Genomic DNA, 23,152 nt, shown 5'->3' with positions numbered 1-23,152 from the left:
TTATGTCTTATATAAGACATTGCCAACCTGAAAAAGTTCGGGCCGCTCTGCAAGGAGCGTACCGCGCGCCGTTTCAGACCGCCCGATAGCATAGCCAAAACCGGTGGCAAAACACATGGCAAAACGTGCAATACCGCCGGGCGGCGCCTGGAGTCCGCATTCATGCCTTGCCGTCGCGCCACAGACGGACCAGCGGTTCGGGCGCGGATGCCTCCGGGACGTCGAAGCGCAGCGGCTCGGCCTGGCCGTCGCGCAGGATCTCGACGGTGAAGTAACGCTGGTCGCCCGCGCCGCGGGATTCATGGGCCAGGGTCGCCGCCTGGGCGAGGGCCGCGCATACGCGGCCGCGCTCATCCTGCGGGCATAGGCGCAGCGCAATCGTGCGGGGCCGCGCCAGCGCCGGAACGGCCGCCACCCCGCCCTGGCGTTTGACCTGGACCGCAACGACCGTATCCCATGGAGGCAAAAGGGTCATGGCAGCACTCCCACGTCGCGCCAGGCCCGGCGCACCGCGTCGCGCGCACCCAGCACGCCGGCGTGTTCCAGCGTCAGCGCGGCGAAGGCGGCGAAGTCCGCATCCCGGGCCAGCTTGCGATCGCACAGGGTGTCGTACCAGACACGGCCGGCTTTATCCCAGGCCGGGCCGCCCAGCTCGCTGGCGGCCAGGTAAAAGGCGCGATTCGGTATGCCCGAATTCAGGTGGACCCCGCCATTGTCGTCCTCGGTGCGTATGAAGTCGCGCATATGCGCCGGCTGCGGGTCTCGCCCTAGCAAGGGGTCGTCATAGGCCGTACCGGGAGCGCTCATGGAGCGCAGCCCTTGCGCCCGGATGGCGTCGGTGAACAGTCCCTCTCCCACCAGCCAGTCCGCCTGCCCGGCGGTCTGTCCCAGCCGGTACTGCTTTACGAGCACGCCGAAGACGTCGGAAATCGATTCGTTCAGCGCTCCCGCCTGTTCGCGGTAGACCAGGGCGGCTTCGTAGTCGATGACCCCGTGCGACAGTTCGTGCCCGACGACATCCATGGCGATGGTGAAACGGTTGAAGACTTCGCCGTCGCCATCGCCGAAGACCATCTGCGCGCCGTTCCAGAACGCGTTGTCGTAATTCTGGCCGTAGTGCACCGTACCGATCAGCGCCATCCCCTTGCCGTCCAGGGAATCGCGGCCATACACCTCGGCGAACAGGGCGCGTGTCGCGCCGACGTAGTCGTAGGCTTCGTCGGCCGCGGCGTCGCCCGTGGCCGGCTGGCCTTCGCCGCGCACCGGTTGCCCGGGCAGGGAAGTGCCGCCGGCGGCTGTGTGGATATGGCGGGCGGCATCGCCGGTCGTCCGGGGCCTGGACGCCAAGGCGCTGGCCTGGGCGAGGCCGCGCACGGAACCGTCGTCACCGCTCAGCGTCAACGTGGCGGTCGCGCAGGCACGGACATGGGGACTACCCTGGCGGGCCAGCCGATCCAGCAGATAGGGAGGCACGACGGCGTGCCTGGATGGATAGGGGCAGGGCGGGCGCATGGCGTGGTCCTCATGAACCACCCCAGCATAATGCGCGCGGGCTGGCGGGGCGAGCCCGGTTGCGCGCTGTTTCGTGGACCCGAGGCGCGTGGAATCGTAGGCTTCATCCGATGCAAGCGCTATTCAGACCAGGCTGCTCCACTTACGTACCCAACATCGTGGTCGCCTCAGAAGGCGATGCTGGTCGAGAACGTGTAAGTGCGCGGCGAGCCTACGAACAGATAGCCGGCCGTGGCGGTGCCCCAGTAATTCCGGTTGAACAGGTTCTCGACGTTGAAGCGGAAGGTGACGGGGGTGCCGCTGATCTTCGTCTCGTAGCGGGCGCCGGCATCGACGCGGGTCCAGCTTGGCACCGACAGGGTGTTGTCGGCGTCGGCGTACGTCCTGTCGGTGTAGATGACGCGGCCAAGCAGCGTCAGGCCGGGGACGAAGGGGGTATCCCACTCGGCGCCCAGGTTCAACTGCCAGTCGGGGACGCCGACGGCTTTGTTGCCCTGCAGGTCGGGCGTGGTGGCCTTGTTGACGACGGCGTCGATGTAGCTCATGCCTCCCAAGAGCCGTACGCCCCTGGTGACTTCACCGGCGAAGCTGGCTTCGACGCCGCGGTTGCGCTGTTCGCCGTATTCGCCGAAGGTGTTGCCCGAGATGCCGGAGCTGGGACGCGTCAACTCGAAGAGCGCGACGGTGGCCAGCATATCGTCGTTCAGGTTGTACTTGACCCCGATTTCCTTCTGCTTGGACTTGAACGGCGACAGGGTCTCGCCCGGGTTGGTGATGGCCGCGCTGGTGGGCGCCGTATCGCCTTGGGACAGGCCTTCGACGTAGCTGGCGTAGACCGACACGTCAGGCAGGATCTTGAAGACGACACCCGCCAGCGGCGTGATGGCGCTCTTGTCGTAGCGCGGGCCGCTGGGTTCGCCATTGGCAAAGTTGTAGTTTTGGCCCTGCACGTTCTGGTGGCGTGCGCCCACGGTCAGCTGCAGCCGGTCGTCCAGGAATCCCAGGGTGTCGGCCAGCGCATAGCTGGTCAGTTTGGTGCTCTGGTAGCGGTTCAACGGATTGCTAATGCCGGAGATGGACGGCGTGTCGAAGGTGTTGCCCGCGTAGATGTTCGAGTTGCCGGACGGAAAACCGGTGTAGAAGCCCAGATCGGACTTCTGGTCCAGCAGGGTATAGCCGAACGCGACCTTGTGGCTCACGGGGCCGGTCTGGAAGTTGCCGCGCAGGCCGGCTTCGGTGGACTTGCTGTCCACCGTCATCCGTTGCCACCCGCCGAAGAAGGAGTAGTCGCCCTGCGTGTTCTGCAGCACGGGGTTCGCGGCGAAGGCGTCCCAGTCCAGCTTGCGCTGACCATAGCCGGCGTAGGCGGTGAAGTGGTCGGTGAGGTCGTATTCGACCTTGAAGATGCCGGCGGTATTGCGGCCGTCGCTCCAGCCCAGGCCGGGATACGGATTCTTGTTGCTGGGCGCCTCGGGAATCGACGTCAGGTCCGAACCCAGCTGGAACTGACGCACTACGTTGTCGATGCGTTCCTTCTGCCAGATCAGGTCCAAGGACGATCGCAGTCTTTCACCGCGATAGTCCAGCGCGACCGATCCCAACTCTTCGCGCGTGGACTGGTCCTTGATAGGCGTGTCGCCGTCGCGCAGCATTGCATTCACGCGGATGCCGAACGCATTGTCCGGGCCAAAGCGGCGGCCGACGTCGGCGTGCACGCCGAAGACGGAATCCGACATGACGGAGCCGGTCACGCGGGTGATGGGATCGTCGGTGGCGCGCTTGGGCACCAGGTTGACGACACCCCCGACGCTGCCGCCCGGCGTCATGCCGAAAAGCGCGGCCGACGGCCCCTTGATGATCTCCACGCGTTCCAGGGTCTCAACCGGTGCGCGCCAGTACGGCGTCAGCCCAAACATGCCGTTGAACGCGAAGTCCGCGGTCGGCACATTGAAGCCGCGGATGGTCAGGTCTTCGTTGATGTTCGAGCGCGCGCTGCTCATGCGGACCGACGGATCCATGGTAGCCACGTCGGCGACGGAACGCGCTTGTTCGTTCTCGATGGTTTCGGCGGTGTAGCTGGTCACGCTGAAGGGCGTGTCCATGACGGACGTGTTGCCCAGGATCCCCATCCGCGCGCCCCCACCGATCAGGCCGCCCGCGATGGGCGCGGGCGCTTCATCCAGGGCGACCGGTGCACTGGTCACCGTCACGGTGGGCAGGACGGTGATGGCGGCCGGGGCCGATGTCTCTGTCTGCGCCGAAACCGCCGCCACATAGAGCGCCGCGCTTCCCGCCAATGCCTGCTTCACGGCCTTGCCGAGGCCCTTCTGGGCGCCATCCCGCCCTTGAAATGCTTTACCCAAAACCCCACCCCGCGCGTTCTTTTATAAAAACGCGCATGATAATCATTATTATTTGTTTTTGCTACTGGGCTTGTCTGAATGTGGTGCCTGCACCTCAATGACGCTGACGTCGTTGGCGCGTATTCGTCTGGAATTCCCGCTGGCTGGCTTTGCCGGGCGTGCGCCGCGGCCACCACATCGCAAGGGCCCCCATGCCAGCTTGGCAGCCCCTTACGATCAATCAAATCCTTTATGCATAGGGCTAGGACCGCTGCCTCGCCCCTGCAGCGAGGCATGGCGTCAGCGGCAAGCCGGCTTACTGTGTTCCGGTTTTATTCCGCGGGTCTTGTTCCAGCACGAGATTCCAAAGCGCCTTTCCAGTTGGGACTTCTTTCTCCTCAAGAATATGACCGAGCAACCCCGCGCACCGCCCCACCAGGGCCAGCCCACGAGCCATCGATACCGGCAGCCCCATGTCAGCCACAATTGCGCCCACGGCGCCGCCTGCATTGACGGGCAGGCGGCGTCCCGTGATTGCTTGACTTGCTGCCGAAATCGCCTCAATGGCTCGCCAGTGCGGGCCGTAAAAGCCATTATCCTGCGCAAGCTTTTTAAGCTTTGGGGTTCGAGGGTCGCCATGCACATGGATGTTGTGGCCAATGCCAAACACCGCGGTTCCTGCCGCCGATTGCTTTGCGAACAAGGTGCGCACGGCCTGCCCCAGCTCATCCTCCGAGCCTAAGCGAGCCTCGTTTTCATCCACGAAATCACGGAGCATCTGGGTCGCGTTTTCCATAGCGCCCAAGAACACGCTCCCGGCCCCGAGAAGGCCCGCAGCAACAGCCGCCTGAGGGGCTTCAGGAGCGCCCAAGTATGTGAGGCGAGCAGCAAGCGCGCTTGGCGTCAATCCATGATCAGTGACCGTCACCAAGATGGCATTGAGCATGTTGCGCTCCTCCTGAGAGGCGCGGCGCCCCAACACAACGAGCATGATCATCTCAACAAAATCGACCTCGCCGAGTAGCTCGTCGGCCAGATCAAAGCCGCGGACGTAAATACGTTCAGTAGTGCAATAGCCGATTTCGGTCTTGATAGGGGTAGTCATAACTGCCTCACTTGGCTTGCGTCATCTGTTCCTGCACTTGCTTTTTGATCGCGACCTTATCGACCTTTCCGACGGGATTGCGCGGCAGCTCGTCAAAGAACGAAATAGCTTTGGGCGCTTTTACCGAGCCCATCTGACCTTTGGCATACCGAATGATCTCATCGGCAGTTGTGCTTGCTTCTTTCCTCAACTGGATCGCCGCATGCACGGCTTCGCCCCACTTTGGATCGTCGACGCCAAACACCGTAACAGAGAGAACGTCGGGGTGCTGATTAAGAACCTCTTCAACATCATTGGGATAGACATTAAAGCCGCCCGTGATGATGACGTCGCGGTTCCGGCCACGTAGGAACAAGTAGCCATTCTCGTCCATGTAACCGAGATCTCCCGTGTGGAGCCAGCCGTCTACGATGGTTTCTGCCGTCTTTTCCGGCAAGTCGAGATAGCCGGACATGATCATGGGCCCGCGGACCACAATCTCGCCCGTCTCGCCGGCCGGCTGAATCTTGCCGTCCGACCCCATGATGGCCATATCGCTGAACAGCGAGGGACGTCCCACCGAGCCCACATAGGTGTCGGTGGCCAGGTCCTCCCCCGTAAGGAAGGTGACAATCTGAGGTGCTTCGGTTTGGCCGTAGGTAACGCCCACGACGGGGCCGAAGAATCGCTGCGCCTCTCGAATCTTAGTGACTGGCATCGGTGCGCCACCGTAGATCAGATGGCGAATGGCCGGGAATTCATAGCTGCGCTTTCCGGCAGCTTCGATCACCATGTAGAACAACGTGGGGGGCATGAATACGCATGAGATCCCCTGCGTCGTCAGCGCATCGAGGACGGCCGTGGCGGAAACCTCTTCGAGGATCACATGACAACCACCCCGTGCAAGAATCGGAAGCAGATACGTGCCCGCCCCATGCGTAATCGGCGCGGCCAACAAGTTGCGGTCAGCTTGCGTATAGCCATAGGCATCAATCAGATTGGCAATTGTGGTCTGCCAGGCCCGATAAGACTGCATAACACCTTTGGGCGTCCCCGTGGAGCCACCCGTAAATTTGATGGCCTGGAGATGGCTTTCACTTCCATAGCAGCGCTGCGGCGTGTGGCCACGATGCGCATCAGTCAACGCGGAAATCGAGTCCGGCACATTCCCGTCAAGTTGCAGCATTCGCTGCTGGGACGTCAAGTACAGTCCGTCGCGATGCTTGCTGTCAGAGATGACAATGCTCGGCGCTGTAAACTGAATGATGCGATTCAGCTCGGGTACGGCACTGCGGGCATTGAGCGGTATCCAGACTTTCCCCGCCGCCAATACTGCCAGGAACGCGATCACGTGTTCCAGAGTGTTGGTGCCGCAGATCGCCACTCGGCTTCCTGGCGACGGGTCGATTTGCTGCAACCCATGAGCGACGGCCCGCACTTCATCTGCTAGTTCGGCATAGGTGAGATCGCGTCCCGGGGACTGGATTGCAAGATTCTTCGGGTAGAGCCGAGCGGCCCTGAAAAAGAACTCAATCGGGTACATGTTGTTTGGACTCCGTCTTTCTTGTCATTCCAGCTTGGCGTCAGCGTTCTTGACGATTTCCGCCCATTTCGGGATCTCATTTTTCACGAACTGACTGACTTCCGAGACATTGCCGTGCATCGGCTCGACACACATCTCGACAAGGCGTTTACGCACACTTGCATCGCTCAGGACCTTGTTCACGGCCTCGTTCCACCGAGTGCCCACTTCCTTCGGTGTGCCCACCGGCACGAAGAATCCCAGCCAAGCCGTGACGTCATAGCCTTTGAGGCCGGACTCTGCAATCGGCGGAATGTCCGGCGCGCAAGAAACGCGATTGCGACTGGTCACTCCAAGGGCCCGGATCTTCTTGGCCTGAATGTTTGCCAATGCGGAAGGCGCGTTGTCAAACATCATCTGGATGGAGCCGCTCAGCAGGTTTGTCACCGCCGGAGCACTTCCGGTGTAGGGAACGTGCGTCACCGAAACACCGGCCATCTTCTGGAATTGCGCGCCCGCAAGATGTTGCGATGAACCGATGCCCGACGTGCCGAAGTTGAGTCTTCCCGGCTCCTTTTTCGCTAAATCGATCAGCTCCTTTACCGACTTGGCCGGCACAGAGGGATTCACCACCAAGATGTTCGGCAAGGACACCGCCATCGCAACCGGTTCAAATTGCTTGGCGAAATCGAACGGCAACTTCTGGTACAGCGCGATGTTAGTCACGTTGTTAGACCCGCCGAAGAGGACCGTGTAGCCGTCGGGCTTCGCTCTCGCCACGTAGTCTGTTGCAATGTTCCCGTTGGCACCCGCGCGATTCTCCACAATCACGGTTTGCCCCAGGTCCGCGGCGACCCGATGGGCGATCAGGCGCGCAACCGTGTCGGTAGCCCCCCCTGCCGCGTAGCCGACGACTAGTGTCACCGGCCGACTCGGATAGCCGGTTGTTTCGGCGGAACTTGCGGTGGCGGAAATTAGGCCAGCCATGGAAATGGCGCCGATGAGCGCCGTGCAATGATTCATAAAGTCTCCTCGTTCGAAGTCGATCCGTATTACGATACGGATTCGCGGTCATGCGCCTTTTTCGAAGCATATTAAGAGCAAGAATTTTTCGATGCGACAGTAAAAATCCACAATGCGAGACGATAGGGAAAACGATATGGGCTCGGATGCGGTGCAGAGTGTTGGTCGGGCTATCAGATTGCTAAGGCTCGTGTGCGGACGGCGTGGGGGGGCGGCGAGATTGAGTGAGTTGATCAGTGAGGGAGGGTTGAACAAGCCGACGACTCATCGATTGCTGAAGCAACTTGTTCAAAGTGGCATGTTGATGCAGGCCCGCGACCATCGTTACTACCTGGGCCCGACCGCGTTAGAGCTTGGATACTCAGCCGACCACGGCTTTCCTATCAGGGAACGGGCCGCGCCAGTGTTGGCAGAGATCGCTCGGGTGACGGAAGACTCGGTCTTTCTTGTCGTTCGAGTTGGATGGGATTCACTGTGCGTGGCTCGACACATGGGTGCCTATCCAGTGAAAGTCTTCACTGTCGAGCCGGGTCATAGACAACCCATGGGCGTCGGCGCAGCCGGCCTGGCAATGCTCGCTGCGCTGCCCGCCCACGAACAGGAGCTGGCGCTCAACGCAATTGAGCCGCAACTGGTCCGCTATCCCAGACTCACGGCTGAGCGTCTTCGGAGTTTGATCGAGGTCACTCGATCGAAAGGATGGTCGGCAGCATCCGACGTCGCAATCGAAGGAGTGAGCGCAGTGGGAGTGCCACTTCTAGACCGAACGGGGATGCCTTTTGCTGCATTGAGCGTTGGAGCTGTTTCTCTCCGCATGACCAAAGCTAGAGGGGCATACGTCGCAGCTATGTTGATAGAACATGCTAAGACTCTGGAGAACTCATTGCTCGATAGTTTTCAGGTGGAGCCTGAATGACACTATTGGCTGGCGTGCGTGGCGCTCACCGGCGGATGTGCCGAGCAGGTTGTAGTAGTTTGCCTCAGCCTCGGCCGGTGGGATATAGCCGATGGATGAGTGCAGGCGCTTATGGTTGAACCGGGCGACCCATTCCAGCGCTGCCAGCTCGAGCAACAAGCGCACCGCGCGCTCGCGCACTTCAGGGGAAAACCTGTTCGCGTTGTTTTTGCTCATGGCTCGCATCCTCTCAAGAGGAGGAGCCTCCGCAAAACCCGGGGCGATTCAGCCCGCGGCAGCGGCGTCAGGCAGCCTTGCGCCGCCGCAGCAGGGCCTGGAACTCGCCGACGATACCCCGGCGGAAAGCCATGACGCAGATCACGAAGATCAACCCGATCACGATGGTGACCGATTCGCCCAGCTGGCGGAACCAGTCGATGCCGGTCATGGCCGTCAGGGCCTGGCCGAAATCGCCGACCTTGTTTTCCAGCAGCACCACGATGAAGGCGCCCAGCACCGGCCCCAGGAAAGTGCCCATGCCGCCGATCAGCGTCATCAGAATCACCAGGCCCGACATCTGCCAGGTGGCGTCCGACAGCGTGGCCGACACGAAAACCAGGGTCTTGGCCGAACCCGCCAGTCCGGCGATGGCCGCCGACAGCACGAAAGCCAGCAGCTTGAAGCGTTCGACGTCATAGCCCAGCGAGATCGCGCGGGGCTCGTTCTCGCGCAGGGCCTTCAACACCTGACCGAAGGGCGAGTTGACCGCGCGCCAGATGATGGCGAAGCCGATCACGAATACGGCAAACACCACGTAGTACAGCGTCAGGTCGCTGCTCAGGTCGATCAGGCCGAACAGGCGGCCGCGCGGCACCTGCTGCAAGCCGTCCTCGCCGCCGGTGAAGCGCGCCTGCAGGAAGAAGAAGTACACCATCTGCGCCATCGCCAGGGTGATCATGGCGAAGTAGATGCCGCTGCGCCGTATCGCCAGGCCGCCGACGACCAGGCCGAGCAGCGCGGCAACGATAACGCCGAACAGAATGCCCAGCTCGGGCGTCAGCCCCCATGCCTTGACCGCATAGCCGGTCGCATAGGCCGCGCTGCCCAGGAAGGCCGCGTGACCGAAGGACAGCAGCCCGGTGAATCCCAGCAGCAGATTGAAGGCGCAGGCGAACAAGGCATAGCACATCACCTTCATGGCGAAGATGGGATACACGCCCACGAAAGGCAGCAGCGCGACCGCCACCGCCAGAACCACATAGCCGGCAATGTGTCGATTCATTTTTCCTTCCCGAACAGGCCCGCGGGGCGCAGCAGCAGCACGATCGCCATGATGACGAACACGACCGTATTGGACGCCTCGGGCCAGAACACCTTGGTCAGCCCTTCGATCACGCCCAGGCCAAGGCCGGTGACGATGGCGCCCATGATGGATCCCATGCCGCCGATTACCACGACGGCGAATACCACGATGATCAGATTGGATCCCATCAGCGGCGATACCTGCAGCACGGGCGCGGCCAGCACGCCGGCGAAGGCGGCCAGCGCGACGCCGAACCCGTAGGTCAGCATGATCATGCGCGGCACGTTGACGCCGAAGGCCTCCACCAGCTTGGGGTTTTCCGTGGCGGCGCGCAGCAGCGCGCCCAGCGGCGTACGCTCGATGACGAACCAGGTGCCGAAGCACACGACCAGCGACGCTACCACGACCCAGCCTCGGTAATTAGGCAGGATCATGAAGCCCAGATTCGTGGCGCCGCGCAGCGCGTCCGGCGTGGGAAAGGGCTGGCCGGACACGCCGTAGAAGCTGCGGAACAGCCCTTCGATCAGCAGGGTCAGGCCGAAGGTAAGCAGCAGCCCGTAAAGATGGTCCAGCCGATACAGGTGGCGCAGCAGCAATCGTTCGATGACGATGCCGAAGGCGCCCACCACCAGCGGCGCGAGCACCAGCATGAGCCAGTAGTTCAGGCCCAGGTACTGCAGCCCCATCCAGGCCACGAAAGCGCCCATCATGTACAAGGCGCCATGGGCGAAATTGATGACGTTGAGCAGGCCGAATATGACCGCCAGGCCGAGCGACAGCATGGCGTAGAAGGAACCGTTCACCAGGCCCAGCAGCAATTGCCCGAACAGGGCCTGCATGGGGATGCCGAAGAAAGTCATGTTGTCTGGAAGTCCTGCGCCGGTTAAGCAAGGGCGATCGATGACAGGCAAGGCGGCGGCGCCGCCGGCCATGCCGGAGGACGCCGCGTCGCGATGCCGCGCCGATTATTTCTTGACCAGCTTGCAGGTCGATTCGGACAGCTTGGTGTACACCTGGTCCCCGGGCAGGGTGGCGACGACCTTGTAGTAGTCCCAGCGGCCCTTGGATTCCTTGGGCGTCTTCACCTGCATCAGGTACATGTCGTGGACCATGCGGCCGTCTTCGCGTACGTAGCCGCCCTGGGTGAACATATCGTTGATCTTGTTCGACTTCATCCACTTCATGACGGTGTCGGCGTCATCGGTGCCGGTCGCCTTGACGGCGCTCAGGTAGAAGGACACCGACGAGTAATCGCCGGCCTGCAGCATCGACGGCTTGCGGCCCACCTTGGCTTCGAACTTCTTGGCCCAGGCGCGCGAGGCGTCGTTCTGGTCCCAGTACCAGCCGTCGGTCAGGTACATGTTCTGCGTGGCCTGCAGGCCCAGCGAATCGATGTCGTTGATGAAGACCAGCAGGCCGGCCAGCTTCATGGTCTGCGTCACGCCGAACTCGTTCGCCGCCTTGACCGAGTTGATCGTGTCGCCGCCGGCGTTGGCCAGGCCCAGGATCTGCGCCTTGGACGCTTGCGCCTGCAGCAGGAAGGACGAGAAGTCCGAGGCGCCCAGCGGCGCGCGCACCTGACCCTTGACCTCGCCGCCGGCGGCCTTCACCACGTTGGCGGTATCGCGCTCCAGCGCATGGCCGAAGGCGTAGTCGGCCGTCAGGAAGAACCAGCTCTTGCCGCCGTCCTTCACCACCGCGGACCCGGTGCCGCGCGCCAGCGCGACGGTGTCGTAGGCGTAGTGCACGGTGTAGGGCGAGCATTGCGCATTGGTCAGGTCGGAGGCGCCCGCGCCGATGGCGATGAAGGGCCTTTTCTTTTCCGCCGCGACGGCCGCCATGGCCAGGCTGGTGGCGGAATTGGTGCCGCCGATCAGCACGTCCACCTTCTGCTGGTCGAACCATTCGCGGGCGCGCGACGACGCTACGTCGGCCTTGTTCTGGTGATCGGCATAGACCAGTTCGATCTTCTTGCCGTTGATGGCGCCGCCGGCGTCCTCGATGGCCATGCGGATGGCCTCGACGCCGCCCTTGCCGTCGATGTCGGAATACACGCCCGACATATCGGTAATGAAGCCTATGCGGATGACATCATCGTTGATGCCTTGCGCCTGGATGGCCGGCGCGGCGGCCAGGCCGAAACCGGCCAGCGCCAGTGCGGCGGGTAGGGTATGCAGCTTCATTTTGACTCCTCTCCCTCTTGTAGGGGGTTGCCGGCTTTCCGGCGGTTGGCACATTCAAACGCCCAACAGGTCGTTGAGCGATTCCTGTTTTTCATGCAGCTGTGAGGCTTCGAAATGTTCGACGATCTGGCCGTGTTCCATGACATAGAAACGGTCGGCCAGCGGCGCCGCGAAGTGGAAGTTCTGTTCCACCATGACGATGGTGTACCCGCGCTGCTTCAGCGCCGTGATCATGCGGCCCAGCGCCTGCACGATAACCGGGGCCAGGCCTTCGGAGATCTCGTCCAGAAGCAGCAGGCTGGCGCCGGTGCGCAGGATGCGCGCCACCGCCAGCATCTGCTGCTCGCCGCCCGACAGGCGGGTGCCGGGCGAATGGCGGCGCTCATGCAGGTTGGGGAACATGTCGTAGATTTCCGCCAGCGACATCCCGCCGCCCAGCGCGCCGCCGACGACCGGCGGCAGCAGCAGGTTTTCCTCGCAGGACAGGCTGGCGAATATGCCGCGTTCCTCCGGGCAATAGCCGACGCCCAGATGCGCGATGCGAAAGGTCGGCAGGCCGATGGACTCGGTGCCATTGATGCGTACCGAGCCGCGCCGGCTGCCCGTCAGCCCCAGGATGGCGCGCAGCGTGGTGGTGCGGCCGGCGCCGTTGCGTCCCAGCAGCGTGACGACCTCGCCCTGGCCCACGCTCATGTTCACGCCATGCAGAATGTGCGATTCGCCGTACCAGGCGTGCAGGTCGGAAATTTCCAATGCCGGCGCTGTCATGCGTGCGCTCCTTGCAGTTCGCCCGCGGTGGTGCCCATATAGGCCTGCATCACGTCCGGATTGCGCGAGACCTCGGCATAGCTGCCTTCGGCCAGGACGGCGCCGCGCGCCAGCACGGTGATGCGGTCGGCAATGGACGACACCACGTTCATATTGTGTTCCACCATCAGGATGGTGCGGCCCGCGCCGACCCGCTTGATCAGCTTGGTGACGCGGTCGACGTCCTCATGGCCCATGCCCTGGGTGGGCTCGTCCAGCAGCATCAACTCCGGTTCCATCGCCAGCGTGGTGGCAATTTCCAGCGCGCGTTTACGGCCGTAGGGCAGGTTCACCGTCATTTCGTCGGCGAAGCCGCCCAGGTCCACTTCATCCAGCAGCTCGCGGGCCTTGCCGTTCAGCTTGTCCAGCGGCTTCTCGCTGCGCCAGAAGTGATAGGACAGCCCCGTCTTGCGCTGCAGCCCGATGCGAACGTTTTCCAGCACCGTCAGGTGTGGGAATACGGCGGAAATCTGGAACGAGCGGATGATGCCGCGGCGGGCGATCTGCGCCGGCCTTTCGCCGGTGATGTCGTTGCCGTTGAAGACGATGCGGCCGGCGCTGGGCGCCAGGAATTTGGTCAGCAGGTTGAAGCAGGTCGTCTTGCCGGCGCCGTTCGGGCCGATGAGGGCATGGATGTGTCCGCGCCGGACGCGCAGATCGACCCCCTTTACCGCGACGAAGCCGCGGAATTCCTTGGTCAGCCCCTGTGTCTCCAGAATGGCGTCTTCCATACTCCACCATCGTTCATTGTGCGTAATTGTTGCGGCGAGTATGCGGACGGCAGGGGCAAAATACTATGCGGGTTTTACATAGGTTTTTCCTAAGGAATATCGCAGCTTGACAGCCGTGTGACAAAGGGGGCAATCAGGCCGGCTTCGGCGGCGTTTTGTGCTTGTATTCGCACAGGTCGGCGATGCCGCATTGCGGGCATTTGGGCGTGCGGGCGACGCACACGTAGCGGCCATGCAGGATCAGCCAATGATGGGCATCCTGCAGGAATTCCTTGGGCACCAGCCTGACCAGTTTCAGTTCGACTTCCAGCACATTCTTGCCGGGCGCCAGACCGGTACGGTTGGCCACGCGGAATATGTGCGTATCCACGGCCATCGTGGCCTGGCCGAAAGCGGTGTTCAACACGACGTTGGCGGTTTTGCGGCCTACGCCGGGCAGGGCTTCCAGGGCCTCGCGGCTTTGCGGGACTTCGCCGCCATGCTGTTCCAGGATGATCCGCGCGGTGGCGATGGCGTTCTTGGCCTTGGTGCGGTACAGGCCTATGGTTTTGATGTATTCGGCCAGTCCTTCTTCGCCCAGATCGAGCAGGCCTTGCGGCGTGCCGTGGTGGGGAAAGAATTTGCGCGTGGCGATGTTCACCGATTTGTCGGTCGCCTGCGCGGACAACAGCACGGCGATCAGCAACTGGAACGGCGTGGTGTATTCGAGCTCGGTGGTGGGCGTGGGGTTGGCGGCTTGCAGGCGGGCGAAGATCTCGCGGCGTTTGGCGGCGTTCATCGGGGCTGTTGGTCTATTGCATGCGGCGCGCGCGGGCGCGGGCCAGGGCGTTTTCGATGGCGGCGCGGCGGCGGCTGGCCGCGTCGTCCATGGCGGGATCGGCCGCCGGGCTTGACGGTATGGGGCCGCCGGCTTCCGCCGCCGCGGGCGCCGGCGGCAAGGGTTCGGCCGCCGCCGGGCTGGCGCGCAGCGCTTCGGCCGCCAGCGGCGCGCCGGCGCGGCGGGCGCCCGCGCCCGTATCGGCGTTGGCGCCGGCGATCTCCAGCAGCCGCCGCGCGCGGCGATCATGGCGTTCACGTGCCTGACGGGCGTCGTCCACGCCCCAGGCGCGGCCCGCGGGCACCATGGCGATGCAGTCGACGGGGCAGGGCGCGACGCACAGATCGCAGCCGGTACACAGCTCGTCCACCACCGTATGCATGCGCTTGGCCGCGCCGACGATGGCGTCCACCGGACAGGCATCGATGCACAAGGTACAGCCTATGCAATGCGCTTCGTCGACCACGGCCAACATCAGCGGACCCGGCTGTCCACGCGACAGGTCCAGTGGCGGGGCCGCCCGGTCCAGCAGCGCCGCCAGGGCCCGCACGCCGTCCTCGCCGCCCGGCGGGCAGCGATTGATATCGGCCTGGCCGTCGGCGATGGCGGCCGCGTACGGCCGGCAGCCGTCGTAGCCGCACTTGGTGCACTGGGTCTGGGGAAGCAGGCCGTCGATGCGGTCCGCGAGCGTAATGGTCGACATGAAAAAAACCGGGGCCTGAACGGCCCCGTCGTGGTGACCCGCGGCCGCGCCGCCGGGGCGCGGCCTCAGGCGTATTGCCGTATGAAGTCGGCGATTTTAGGACAGATGATTTCGCGCCAGCGGCGGCCGGAGAAGATCCCGTAGTGGCCGCACTTCTGCGCCGTGTAATGGGTCTTGCGGTCGGCCGGGATGCCGCTGCACAGATCCAGGGCCGCGCGCGTCTGGCCCAGTCCGGAAATATCGTCCAGTTCGCCTTCGACGGTCATCAGCGCGACGCGCTTGATGTCCGCCGGCTTGACCAGCTGGCCATCGACCTTCCATTTACCCTTGGGCAACTGGTACTCCTGGAAGACCATCTTGATGGTGTCCAGGTAGAACTCCGCCGCCATGTCCAGCACCGCGTTGTACTCGTCGTAGAAACGGCGATGCGCTTCGGCATCGCTATCGTCGCCGCGCACCAGGTCCTGGTAGAAATCGTAGTGCGATTTCAGGTGGCGGTCCGGGTTCATCGCGACGAAACCGGCATGCTGCAGGAACCCCGGGTAGACCGGGCGCCCGGCGCCGGGATAGCGTCCCGGCACGCGGTGTATGAGCTGGTTCTCGAACCACGAGTAGGGTTTTTCGGTGGCCAGGTTGTTGACCTGCGTCGGGCTCTTGCGCGGGTCGATGGGGCCGCCCATCATCACCATGGAGCGCGGCTGACAGGGATCGTCCTGCGACGCCATCAGCGAAATCGCGGCCAGCACCGGCACGGTCGGCTGGCATACCGAAATGACGTGCGTGTCGGCGCCCAGGAAGCGCAGGAAATCCTGCACGTAGCGCACGTAGTCGTTCAGGTGGAAGGGGCCTTCCGACAAGGGCACCATGCGGGCGTCGACCCAATCCGTCACATAGACGTCATGCCGCGGCAGCAGTGCCCGCACGGTGTCGCGCAGCAGCGTGGCATGGTGGCCCGACAGGGGCGCGACCAGCAGCACTTGCGGATCCTTGCGCTTGCTCACGCCCTGGCGTTCGAAATGGACGAGGCGGCAGAAGGGTTTATCGACGGCGATCTTTTCGACCACCTTCACCTGCTTGCCGTCGATCTCGGTCACCGGCAGGCCCCACGCGGGCTTTTCGTACTCTTTGCCGATGCGATGCATCAGCTCGTAGCCGGCCGCCAGCTGGCGCGAGACGGGCGTATAGGCCCAGGGGCTGTAGGGATTGGAAAACAGCTGCGACCCGACGTCCGTAAAGGCGGCGAGGGGCGTCAAAAAGGCGCGCTGCAGCTCATGTAGTTGATACAGCATCGAATATTCTTCCTTACCAGGCCTACGGGGCGATCGGCCTTGTACGCCTGAAGCTGTCCTGATGCCGGGTTGGACCGGTCCGTGGCGACTTCGTGCGGGGTATTTTACGCACTGCAACAGAACTGACGGTATGTAGGACGGATTCTGAGGGTTTTCTGGTCTGATTTGTGTTGCCAAAAAGGGAAATTCCCTCGCGGTCCTGGCCCTCCCGGGCGGGCTGTCTCAGGGAAAAACGCCGGTCTGTCGCCCTGAATCCAGGCAAGCCGCGTGCCGCCGATGTTGCCGTTTATTGCATCGTGGCGATGTGCCGGTCCGGGCGGTTAACCAGTAGTCCCGCCCGTGCGGTTTACCAATAGTTCTCGACGGCGAGGTTGCCCGGCACGCCCCGGCGTCCGGGCGCGAAGCCTCTTTCCGCCAGCAGTTTACGGGCGTCCGCCAGCATGGCGGGATTGCCGCAAAGCATGACCTTGGCATGAGCCGGGTCCAGCCTTTCCCCCACCAGCGTTTCCAGCCGTCCGTCCTCGATCAGCGTGGTCAGCCGCGCCTGGGGCACGCCTGCCAGCCTTTCGCGCGTGGCGACGGGCAGGTAGATCAGCTTGCGCGGATCGGCCCGGTAGATGCCGGCGAACTCGGGCAGGCTGGACCAGCCTTCGATTTCCTGGCGATAGGCCAGTTCCTGGGCTGTGCGCACGCCATGAACCACGATGATGCGGCGGAAGCTCGTCCATGTGGCGGGATCGCGCAGGATGGACAGGTAGGCGGACAGGCCGGTGCCGCTGGCCAGCAGCCACAGGTCGCTGTAGGCGCCGGCCTGTCCGTGGACACCGCTGGTGCCGGGATGGCCGCTTTGGGCGGACTGCGTCGGCTGCGCGTTGACCGCGCCGAAGCGGTCTATCGTCAGGAAACCATAGGGGTTCTTTTCGACATACAGGGCGTCGCCGGGCCGCAGGGCCGCCAGCCGCGGGCTGAACGCGCCTTCCGGGACCACGATGGAATAGAACTCCAGTTCGTTGTCCAGCGGACCGGAAACCATCGAATAGGCGCGCCACAGCGTCGGTTCCGCGCCGGGCGCGTTGCTTTCCGGCAGGCCGACCCGGGCAAACTGCCCCGCCTTGAAGATAAAGCCGGGATCCCGCGTCACGCGCAAGGAAAACAGCTTACCGGGTACCCAGCTGCGTACCTCGGTGACGATCTGGCGCGTGTACTTGCTCTCGGTCATGGGCAATGGCGGCCCGATTATTTTTCCAGGTACTGCAGCTTGTCCGGCTTGCCGTTCCACTCGTCCGCGTCGGGCATGGGCTCCTTGGCGCGGCTGATGCTTTTGAATTCCGGTGACAGCTCCGCATTGATCTGGATGAATTTGAGCTGATCCTGCGGCACGTCTTCTTCGGCGTAGATGGCGTTGGCCGGGCATTCAGGGATACACACGGCGCAGTCGATGCATTCGTCCGGGTCGATGACCAGGAAATTCGGGCCTTCGCGGAAGCAATCAACGGGGCACACGTCGACGCAATCGGTGTACTTGCATTTAATACAGTTTTCGGTGACGACGTGAGTCATGCGGCAACTCCCGGATGAGGCGCTTTTTATTCTGCTGAAAGAAGGGGATTTTACCCAATTGCGCACCGCCACTCCCCGCATACCCCTGAACCGGGTAATGTCGCTCCCCCGTAGTGACCGGTATCCACCGCGCGCCACCGCCGGTGCCGTCCGGTGCGGCCGCCCTTCACCGTGAATCGATCGCCGGAACGCATACTATGGTTGAATATCGTTTCGCAAGCGATCAATCGAACCATGATAATCACCTCGCTGTTAGATACCGACCTCTACAAGTTCAGCATGATGCAGGTGGTCCTGCATCATTTTCCGGCCGCGCAGGTGGAGTACCGCTACAAATGCCGGACGCCCGGGGTGAACCTGCGGCCGTACATGGACGAGATCCGCGCGGAAATCCATGACCTGTGCCAGCTGCGCTTCAGCGAGGACGAGCTGGACTATCTACGCAGCCTGCGTTTCATCAAGAGCGACTTCGTCGATTTCCTGGGCTTGTTCCATCTGCCCGAGCGCTGCATCGAGGTCGCCGAAGGCGAGCTTCCCGGCGAAATCTCGATCGAGGTGGAAGGCCCTTGGCTGCATACGATTCTTTTCGAAATCCCGGTGCTGGCGATCGTCAACGAGGTGTACTTCCGCAATACCCGCAAGCATCCCGACCTGGAAGAGGGGCGCGCGCGCCTGCAATCCAAAATGAACCTGGTGGTCAGCGCGCCGGACATGGCCGACTTCCGGGTGGCGGAGTACGGCACGCGCCGGCGCTTTTCCAAGGTCTGGCACGACGAAGTCGTGGCCACCATGAAAGCGACCATGGGCAAAATGTTCGCCGGCACCAGCAACGTCGCGCTGGCGCGCAAATACGATGTGTTGCCGCTGGGCACCATGGGGCATGAATACCTGCAGGCCTGCCAGGCGCTGGGCCCGCGCCTGCGCGATTCGCAGGTGTTTGCGCTGGAGGTCTGGGCCAAGGAATATCGCGGCGACCTGGGCATCGCCTTGTCGGATGTCTACGGTACCGATGCGTTCCTGCGCGACTTCGATATGTATTTCTGCAAGCTGTTCGACGGTGCGCGCCATGATTCGGGCGACCCTTTCGTGTGGGGCGAACGGATGATCGAGCACTACAAGGCCAACCGCGTGGATCCGCGTACCAAGACGCTGGTATTCTCGGACGCGCTGACGTTCCCGCGCGCCATCGAGCTGGCGCGGCGCTTCGCCGGGCGTTGCCGCGTGTCCTTCGGCATCGGCACCAACCTGACCAATGACCTGGGACACCAGCCGCTGCAGATCGTCATGAAGATGGTCCGCTGCAACGGCCAGCCGGTCGCCAAGGTTTCGGATTCGCCGGAAAAGACCATGTGCGACGATCCCGCCTATCTGGCGTATCTGCGGCAGGTTTTCCAGCTGCCGCCGATTCGGGAAGAAAGCGCGTCGAAGTAGAGATTTTTCACATCGGGCCCCCGCGGCCCGGATTCAACCCAGAAGGAAACCCGCATGAGTTCCATCAAGCGCTTCAACGTCGAAAAACGTCTTTCCGATATGGCCGTGTACAACGGCGTGGCCTATCTGGCCGGCCAGGTGCCGGACGATGCCAAGCTGGACATCACCGGCCAGACCCAGCAAGTGCTGGCGACCATCGATCGCCTGCTGGCCGAGGCCGGTACCGACAAGACGAAGATTCTGATGGCGCAGATTTATGTCGCCAACATGAAGGAATTCGACGGCATGAACAAGGCATGGGACGCGTGGGTCGCCCCCGGCAACTCGCCCCCGCGCGCCACGGTGGAAGCTCGCCTGGCCAACCCCGACTACAAGGTCGAAATCGTGGTGACGGCAGCGATCGCCTAACGCCGTACGTGCGCGGCCGCCTGTTGCGCGGCCCGGCCTGACGCGGCCCGGCCTGACGCGGCCCGGCCTGACGCGGCCCGGCGCGGCGCCGGGTGCGCCGGCACGACACGGGCGAGCCGCGCCCTCACGTCACTTCACAGCCGCGGCCGGGACTGCACGGCGCCCTGCGGCAACCGCTGCAAGGGGTCCTGCCGGTAGTAGGTCCGCAACAGGCCATACCATTCCGGCAGCGCCGCGGCCAGCGGCGCGGGATCGACGAAAAACGATTCCGAACTGACCGCGAAAAACTCCCCTTCGTCCGTCGCCGCATAGGGATCCATGGGCAGCTGCCCGTACCAGGGATCGGCCTCCGGCCCTTCGGGATCGACGTGCGGCGGAATGGCCGCTTCCACGGCCTCCAGCGCCTGCGTGAACCGCTCCAGGCTGTCTTCCAGCACGCGGCGCCACAGGCGCGCATCCAGTTCGGGACGCCCCGCCAGGCTGGGCATGCCGTCGGCGTCGCCGCCCATCAGGTCCAGCTTGTGGGCGAATTCGTGGATGACGACGTTGAACGCGCCTTCGGACAGGCGCGCATCTTCCCAGGACAGCACTACGGGCCCGCCGTCCCAGGCCTCGCCGGCGGCATCCTCGGTGTATTCGTGGACGATGCCGATGTCGTCCTCGCGGCGGCGCGGGATCGCGAAACCGCCGGGATAAACGATGATCTCTTCCCAGCCCTCATACAGCGCGGTCGACAGCTTAAGGATGGGCAGCGCGGCCTGTACCGCGATGGACAGGCGCATGAAGTCCGTCAGCGCCAGGCCGCTGGCGCCGTTCATGGTCTTGCTGGCCAGCAGCCAGGCGGCGCGGGCGCGCAGTTCTTCGACGTCGGCGGCTGGCAGCCCGCCCAGAAAGGGATATGACTGCAGCACTTCATCCCATAGCGCGGGTTCGATACGGGCGCGCATATCCGCCACGCGGGCGGCCGGCGCGCCGCGTCCAAGCAGCCATCGCAGCATAAGGGGCATCCTCCGTACTTCCAGGCTCGACAGGCGCTAGTGTAGAGTGTCGGGCTGAGTCCGCGCGGCTGTCGATGCGGACCGCCGCCGTATCGCCTATCCGTTCGCTTTACAGTGCCTCGCGCCGATGCCCGAGCTTCCCGATCACGATATCTTGACGCCCTTCGACGACGCGTGGCTGGACAGCGCAGCCGCCGGCCTGGACGCGCAAGGACGGGCGCAGCTGGGCAAGGCCGCCGCCTGGGCGTGGCCGCGCTTCAACGACGAACAAGCCCTGACCGGCGAGCCGCTGGCCGGCCATGCGGCGGGCGTCACACGTATCCTGGCCGGCTTGCAGACCGACGGCGCGACCCGCGTGGCCGCCGTGCTGGCGGCCTTGCCCGCCGATCTGTCGGCGCCGGCGCCGCACGCGCGGCACGATCCCCTGGGAACGGAATTCGACCCCGAAATCGCCCGCCTGGTGCAGGGCGCGCGTGCCCTGCTGCGCCTGGGCGCGGTGGCGCGGCTGGCCAGCGACAGCGCGGCCGAGACCGGCTCGCAAAAGGAAATGCAGCGCAAGATGCTGCTGGCCATGGCGGCCGACCTGCGCATCGTGCTGATGCGCCTGGCCTCGCGCCTGCAGAGCCTGCGCTGGCATGCGGCCACCAAGACCGCCTGCCCGCCGGAGCTGGCGCGGGAGACGCTGGACCTGTACGCGCCGCTAGCCAACCGGCTGGGCATATGGCAACTGAAATGGGAGCTGGAGGACCTGGCGTTCCGCTTCCTGGACCCGGACCGCTACAAGCAAATCGCCCGGCTGCTGGAAGAAAAACGCGTGGAACGCGAGGCCTTCATCGCCGACGCCGTGGAGCGCGTGCGGACGGCCCTGCGCAAGGCCGGCATCGAGGCGGAAGTCAGCGGGCGTCCCAAGCACATCTACAGCATCTGGAACAAGATGCGCATCAAGAAGCTGGACTTCAACCAGATGTTCGACCTGCGCGCCCTGCGGGTCATCGTCAAGGACGTGCGCGAATGCTATACGGCGCTGGCGCTGGTGCATGAACTGTGGACGCCGCTGCTGGACGAGTTCGACGACTATATTTCGCGTCCCAAGCCCAACGGCTATCGCTCCTTGCACACCGTGCTGGTGGACAAGGATGGCCGGCCTTTCGAAGTGCAGATCCGTACGCAGGATATGCATAGCTTCGCGGAATACGGGATGGCGGCGCACTGGCGCTACAAGGAAGCGGGTCCCAAGGGCGGGCAGGTGGCGGCTTCCAGCGACTACGATCGCCAGGTGTCCTGGATGCGGCAGTTGCTGGCCTGGAACGCCGATCTGGAAGCGGCGCAGCCGGCGGCGGCCGGCGCCACGGCTGCTGGCGTCTCGGCCGCCGCGGGTGCGCCGGGCGCGGCGCTCGCCGCGGGCGTCAAGACCGCCGCGGAGCACATCTACGTCCTGACCCCGCAGGCGCGGGTGATTGAGCTGCCGGCCGGTTCCACGCCGGTGGATTTCGCCTACCACCTGCATACCGACCTGGGCCATCGCTGCCGCGGCGCCCGCGTCGACGGACAGATGGTTCCGTTGCAGACGCGCCTGGCCACCGGCCAGACCGTGGAAATCATTGCCGCCAAGGCCGGCGGCCCGTCGCGCGACTGGCTGAACCCGCAACTGGGCTTCCTGGCCAGCCCACGCGCCCGCGCCAAGGTGCGCAACTGGTTCAATGCCATCGAGCTGCAGCAGCGCATCACCCAGGGCCAGGCCCTGGTCGAAAAGGAGCTGCAGCGCCTCGGCAAGACCGCGGTGAACCTGGAGCATCTCGCGCAGCAACTGGGCTTCGCGCGGGCCGACGATCTGTACGTCGCGGCGGCCAAGGATGAATTCAGCCTGCGGCAGATCGACACCGTCTTCCAGCAGACCGCCGAGCCGGCCGACGAACCCGGCGTGGTCACGCATGCCAGCCGTGCCGAAAGCACCGAGAAGGGCGGCAAGAGCGGTGTGCTGGTCGTGGGCGTGGGATCGCTGATGACTCAGCTGGCGCGCTGCTGCCGGCCGGCGCCGCCGGACCCCATCGTGGGCTTCGTCACCCGCGGCCGCGGCGTTTCCATCCACCGCGCCGATTGCCACAGCTACGCGGCCCTGGCCGAGCGCGAACCGGAGCGCGTCATCGAGGTCGCCTGGGGCGACACCGGCAATACCGTGTATCCGGTCGATATCAGCGTGCGCGCCCATGACCGGCCTGGCTTGCTGCGCGACCTGTCGGAAGTCTTCGCGCGCCTGCGCTTGAACGTCATTGGCGTCAATACGCAAAGCCGCAACTCCCTGGCGCACATGGTGTTCACGGTCGAAGTCCATGGCGGCGAGGCCCTGGCCCGCGCCCTGGACGCCCTGCGCGAAGTCGCCGGCGTCACGGGCGCGACCCGCAAATAGGCGGGCGCGCCGTCGGCGGGGCGCCGGCCGGTGTAGGGGCGGCCGGCCCTGGACTCCGTCCTGATCCGCGGCGGCGCCCGTCCGGTGGCGCAACGCGCCTGCCAGGAGCGGGGGGCCAGGACCGGGCCGCCATGGAC

Annotated in this window: 21 protein-coding genes and 1 pseudogene; 4 read left to right on the top strand and 18 right to left on the bottom strand. The window is 64.1% G+C overall.

All coding sequences use genetic code 11. The features are described from left to right. Window positions 1-160: 160 nt before the first annotated feature. From ACNA0R_RS09570 to ACNA0R_RS09545, 6 genes are all read right to left on the bottom strand, one after another. Complete coding sequence (locus ACNA0R_RS09570) at window positions 161-475, bottom strand: protealysin inhibitor emfourin (RefSeq protein ID WP_415825744.1); 315 nt, start codon at window positions 473-475, stop codon at window positions 161-163. Next, a complete protein-coding gene (locus ACNA0R_RS09565) occupies window positions 472-1,512 on the bottom strand; it encodes a M4 family metallopeptidase (RefSeq protein WP_415825743.1) in 1,041 nt (346 codons plus the stop codon). Before ACNA0R_RS09565 ends, ACNA0R_RS09570 begins: the two co-directional genes overlap by 4 nt. Window positions 1,513-1,679: 167 nt before the next feature. Next, window positions 1,680-3,821, bottom strand: a complete 2,142-nt coding sequence (locus ACNA0R_RS09560) for a TonB-dependent receptor (protein ID WP_415825742.1) — start codon at window positions 3,819-3,821, stop codon at window positions 1,680-1,682. A 349-nt stretch (window positions 3,822-4,170) separates the two neighbouring features. Continuing rightward, window positions 4,171-4,959 carry a citryl-CoA lyase gene (locus tag ACNA0R_RS09555; protein ID WP_415825741.1) on the bottom strand — a complete coding sequence of 263 codons (789 nt, stop codon included), beginning with the start codon at window positions 4,957-4,959 and terminating at the stop codon, window positions 4,171-4,173. A 7-nt stretch (window positions 4,960-4,966) separates the two neighbouring features. Then, a complete protein-coding gene (locus ACNA0R_RS09550) occupies window positions 4,967-6,481 on the bottom strand; it encodes a class I adenylate-forming enzyme family protein (protein ID WP_415825740.1) in 1,515 nt (504 codons plus the stop codon). Between the two features lie 24 nt (window positions 6,482-6,505). Beyond that, window positions 6,506-7,483: a Bug family tripartite tricarboxylate transporter substrate binding protein gene (locus ACNA0R_RS09545; RefSeq protein ID WP_415825739.1), complete on the bottom strand. Its 978-nt coding sequence runs from the start codon at window positions 7,481-7,483 to the stop codon at window positions 6,506-6,508. Between the two features lie 112 nt (window positions 7,484-7,595). Between ACNA0R_RS09545 and ACNA0R_RS09540 the strand changes: the two genes are divergently transcribed. Then, on the top strand, window positions 7,596-8,399 hold the full coding sequence (locus ACNA0R_RS09540; protein WP_415825738.1) for an IclR family transcriptional regulator: 804 nt from the start codon (window positions 7,596-7,598) through the stop codon (window positions 8,397-8,399). Here ACNA0R_RS09540 and ACNA0R_RS09535 read toward each other — a convergent pair. From ACNA0R_RS09535 to fdxA, 11 genes and pseudogenes are all read right to left on the bottom strand, one after another. After that, window positions 8,364-8,552, bottom strand: a pseudogene (locus ACNA0R_RS09535) (hypothetical protein); the annotation flags it as partial. The gene ACNA0R_RS09540 and the pseudogene ACNA0R_RS09535 sit on opposite strands and share 36 nt — an antisense overlap. Window positions 8,553-8,682: 130 nt before the next feature. Next, on the bottom strand, window positions 8,683-9,660 hold the full coding sequence (locus ACNA0R_RS09530; RefSeq protein ID WP_415825737.1) for a branched-chain amino acid ABC transporter permease: 978 nt from the start codon (window positions 9,658-9,660) through the stop codon (window positions 8,683-8,685). After that, complete coding sequence (locus ACNA0R_RS09525; protein ID WP_415825735.1) at window positions 9,657-10,541, bottom strand: branched-chain amino acid ABC transporter permease; 885 nt, start codon at window positions 10,539-10,541, stop codon at window positions 9,657-9,659. The genes ACNA0R_RS09530 and ACNA0R_RS09525 overlap by 4 nt, the downstream gene beginning before the upstream one ends. 105 nt (window positions 10,542-10,646) lie before the next feature. Then, window positions 10,647-11,864, bottom strand: a complete 1,218-nt coding sequence (locus ACNA0R_RS09520; protein ID WP_415825733.1) for an ABC transporter substrate-binding protein — start codon at window positions 11,862-11,864, stop codon at window positions 10,647-10,649. A 54-nt stretch (window positions 11,865-11,918) separates the two neighbouring features. Beyond that, window positions 11,919-12,632: an ABC transporter ATP-binding protein gene (locus ACNA0R_RS09515; RefSeq protein ID WP_415825732.1), complete on the bottom strand. Its 714-nt coding sequence runs from the start codon at window positions 12,630-12,632 to the stop codon at window positions 11,919-11,921. Next, the gene (locus ACNA0R_RS09510; RefSeq protein WP_415825731.1) at window positions 12,629-13,402 is read right to left on the bottom strand and encodes an ABC transporter ATP-binding protein; all 774 of its coding nucleotides are present in this window, start codon (window positions 13,400-13,402) and stop codon (window positions 12,629-12,631) included. Before ACNA0R_RS09510 ends, ACNA0R_RS09515 begins: the two co-directional genes overlap by 4 nt. A 133-nt stretch (window positions 13,403-13,535) precedes the next feature. Continuing rightward, window positions 13,536-14,180 carry an endonuclease III gene (gene nth / locus ACNA0R_RS09505; RefSeq protein ID WP_415825730.1) on the bottom strand — a complete coding sequence of 215 codons (645 nt, stop codon included), beginning with the start codon at window positions 14,178-14,180 and terminating at the stop codon, window positions 13,536-13,538. Between the two features lie 13 nt (window positions 14,181-14,193). Further along, window positions 14,194-14,922 carry an electron transport complex subunit RsxB gene (rsxB, locus tag ACNA0R_RS09500; protein WP_415825729.1) on the bottom strand — a complete coding sequence of 243 codons (729 nt, stop codon included), beginning with the start codon at window positions 14,920-14,922 and terminating at the stop codon, window positions 14,194-14,196. A 65-nt stretch (window positions 14,923-14,987) separates the two neighbouring features. Next, on the bottom strand, window positions 14,988-16,211 hold the full coding sequence (locus ACNA0R_RS09495) for a polyhydroxyalkanoate depolymerase (RefSeq protein WP_415825728.1): 1,224 nt from the start codon (window positions 16,209-16,211) through the stop codon (window positions 14,988-14,990). A gap of 346 nt (window positions 16,212-16,557) precedes the next feature. After that, window positions 16,558-17,430: a ferredoxin--NADP reductase gene (locus ACNA0R_RS09490; protein WP_415825727.1), complete on the bottom strand. Its 873-nt coding sequence runs from the start codon at window positions 17,428-17,430 to the stop codon at window positions 16,558-16,560. A 17-nt stretch (window positions 17,431-17,447) separates the two neighbouring features. Beyond that, complete coding sequence (gene fdxA / locus ACNA0R_RS09485) at window positions 17,448-17,771, bottom strand: ferredoxin FdxA (RefSeq protein ID WP_415825726.1); 324 nt, start codon at window positions 17,769-17,771, stop codon at window positions 17,448-17,450. 234 nt (window positions 17,772-18,005) lie between these two features. Here fdxA and pncB point away from each other — a divergent pair, with 234 nt between their 5' ends. Both pncB and ACNA0R_RS09475 read left to right on the top strand, forming a co-directional pair. Beyond that, the gene (pncB, locus tag ACNA0R_RS09480) at window positions 18,006-19,202 is read left to right on the top strand and encodes a nicotinate phosphoribosyltransferase (RefSeq protein WP_415825725.1); all 1,197 of its coding nucleotides are present in this window, start codon (window positions 18,006-18,008) and stop codon (window positions 19,200-19,202) included. A gap of 54 nt (window positions 19,203-19,256) precedes the next feature. After that, window positions 19,257-19,610: a RidA family protein gene (locus tag ACNA0R_RS09475; RefSeq protein WP_415825723.1), complete on the top strand. Its 354-nt coding sequence runs from the start codon at window positions 19,257-19,259 to the stop codon at window positions 19,608-19,610. Between the two features lie 134 nt (window positions 19,611-19,744). Here ACNA0R_RS09475 and ACNA0R_RS09470 read toward each other — a convergent pair whose 3' ends face one another. Next, entirely contained in the window at window positions 19,745-20,608 is an 864-nt protein-coding gene (locus tag ACNA0R_RS09470) for a M90 family metallopeptidase (protein ID WP_415825722.1), read from the bottom strand. A gap of 127 nt (window positions 20,609-20,735) precedes the next feature. Here ACNA0R_RS09470 and ACNA0R_RS09465 point away from each other — a divergent pair, with 127 nt between their 5' ends. Next, window positions 20,736-23,015 carry a RelA/SpoT family protein gene (locus tag ACNA0R_RS09465; RefSeq protein WP_415825720.1) on the top strand — a complete coding sequence of 760 codons (2,280 nt, stop codon included), beginning with the start codon at window positions 20,736-20,738 and terminating at the stop codon, window positions 23,013-23,015. Window positions 23,016-23,152: the final 137 nt, after the last annotated feature.

Source organism: Bordetella sputigena (assembly GCF_965137885.1).
Classification (GTDB): domain Bacteria; phylum Pseudomonadota; class Gammaproteobacteria; order Burkholderiales; family Burkholderiaceae_B; genus Bordetella_C; species Bordetella_C sputigena.
This window is presented reverse-complemented; position numbering and strand designations above follow the sequence as displayed.

What these genes read in the sequence shown, in the direction of transcription:
- ACNA0R_RS09570 (WP_415825744.1), bottom strand. Translation starts at nt 475, where the DNA reads ATGACCCTTTTGCCTCCATGGGATACGGTCGTTGCGGTCCAGGTCAAA.
- ACNA0R_RS09565 (WP_415825743.1), bottom strand. Translation starts at nt 1,512, where the DNA reads ATGCGCCCGCCCTGCCCCTATCCATCCAGGCACGCCGTCGTGCCTCCC.
- ACNA0R_RS09555 (WP_415825741.1), bottom strand. Translation starts at nt 4,959, where the DNA reads ATGACTACCCCTATCAAGACCGAAATCGGCTATTGCACTACTGAACGT.
- ACNA0R_RS09550 (WP_415825740.1), bottom strand. Translation starts at nt 6,481, where the DNA reads ATGTACCCGATTGAGTTCTTTTTCAGGGCCGCTCGGCTCTACCCGAAG.
- ACNA0R_RS09545 (WP_415825739.1), bottom strand. Translation starts at nt 7,483, where the DNA reads ATGAATCATTGCACGGCGCTCATCGGCGCCATTTCCATGGCTGGCCTA.
- ACNA0R_RS09540 (WP_415825738.1), top strand. Translation starts at nt 7,596, where the DNA reads ATGCGAGACGATAGGGAAAACGATATGGGCTCGGATGCGGTGCAGAGT.
- ACNA0R_RS09530 (WP_415825737.1), bottom strand. Translation starts at nt 9,660, where the DNA reads ATGAATCGACACATTGCCGGCTATGTGGTTCTGGCGGTGGCGGTCGCG.
- ACNA0R_RS09525 (WP_415825735.1), bottom strand. Translation starts at nt 10,541, where the DNA reads ATGACTTTCTTCGGCATCCCCATGCAGGCCCTGTTCGGGCAATTGCTG.
- ACNA0R_RS09520 (WP_415825733.1), bottom strand. Translation starts at nt 11,864, where the DNA reads ATGAAGCTGCATACCCTACCCGCCGCACTGGCGCTGGCCGGTTTCGGC.
- ACNA0R_RS09515 (WP_415825732.1), bottom strand. Translation starts at nt 12,632, where the DNA reads ATGACAGCGCCGGCATTGGAAATTTCCGACCTGCACGCCTGGTACGGC.
- ACNA0R_RS09510 (WP_415825731.1), bottom strand. Translation starts at nt 13,402, where the DNA reads ATGGAAGACGCCATTCTGGAGACACAGGGGCTGACCAAGGAATTCCGC.
- nth (WP_415825730.1), bottom strand. Translation starts at nt 14,180, where the DNA reads ATGAACGCCGCCAAACGCCGCGAGATCTTCGCCCGCCTGCAAGCCGCC.
- rsxB (WP_415825729.1), bottom strand. Translation starts at nt 14,922, where the DNA reads ATGTCGACCATTACGCTCGCGGACCGCATCGACGGCCTGCTTCCCCAG.
- ACNA0R_RS09495 (WP_415825728.1), bottom strand. Translation starts at nt 16,211, where the DNA reads ATGCTGTATCAACTACATGAGCTGCAGCGCGCCTTTTTGACGCCCCTC.
- ACNA0R_RS09490 (WP_415825727.1), bottom strand. Translation starts at nt 17,430, where the DNA reads ATGACCGAGAGCAAGTACACGCGCCAGATCGTCACCGAGGTACGCAGC.
- fdxA (WP_415825726.1), bottom strand. Translation starts at nt 17,771, where the DNA reads ATGACTCACGTCGTCACCGAAAACTGTATTAAATGCAAGTACACCGAT.
- pncB (WP_415825725.1), top strand. Translation starts at nt 18,006, where the DNA reads ATGATAATCACCTCGCTGTTAGATACCGACCTCTACAAGTTCAGCATG.
- ACNA0R_RS09475 (WP_415825723.1), top strand. Translation starts at nt 19,257, where the DNA reads ATGAGTTCCATCAAGCGCTTCAACGTCGAAAAACGTCTTTCCGATATG.
- ACNA0R_RS09470 (WP_415825722.1), bottom strand. Translation starts at nt 20,608, where the DNA reads ATGCTGCGATGGCTGCTTGGACGCGGCGCGCCGGCCGCCCGCGTGGCG.
- ACNA0R_RS09465 (WP_415825720.1), top strand. Translation starts at nt 20,736, where the DNA reads ATGCCCGAGCTTCCCGATCACGATATCTTGACGCCCTTCGACGACGCG.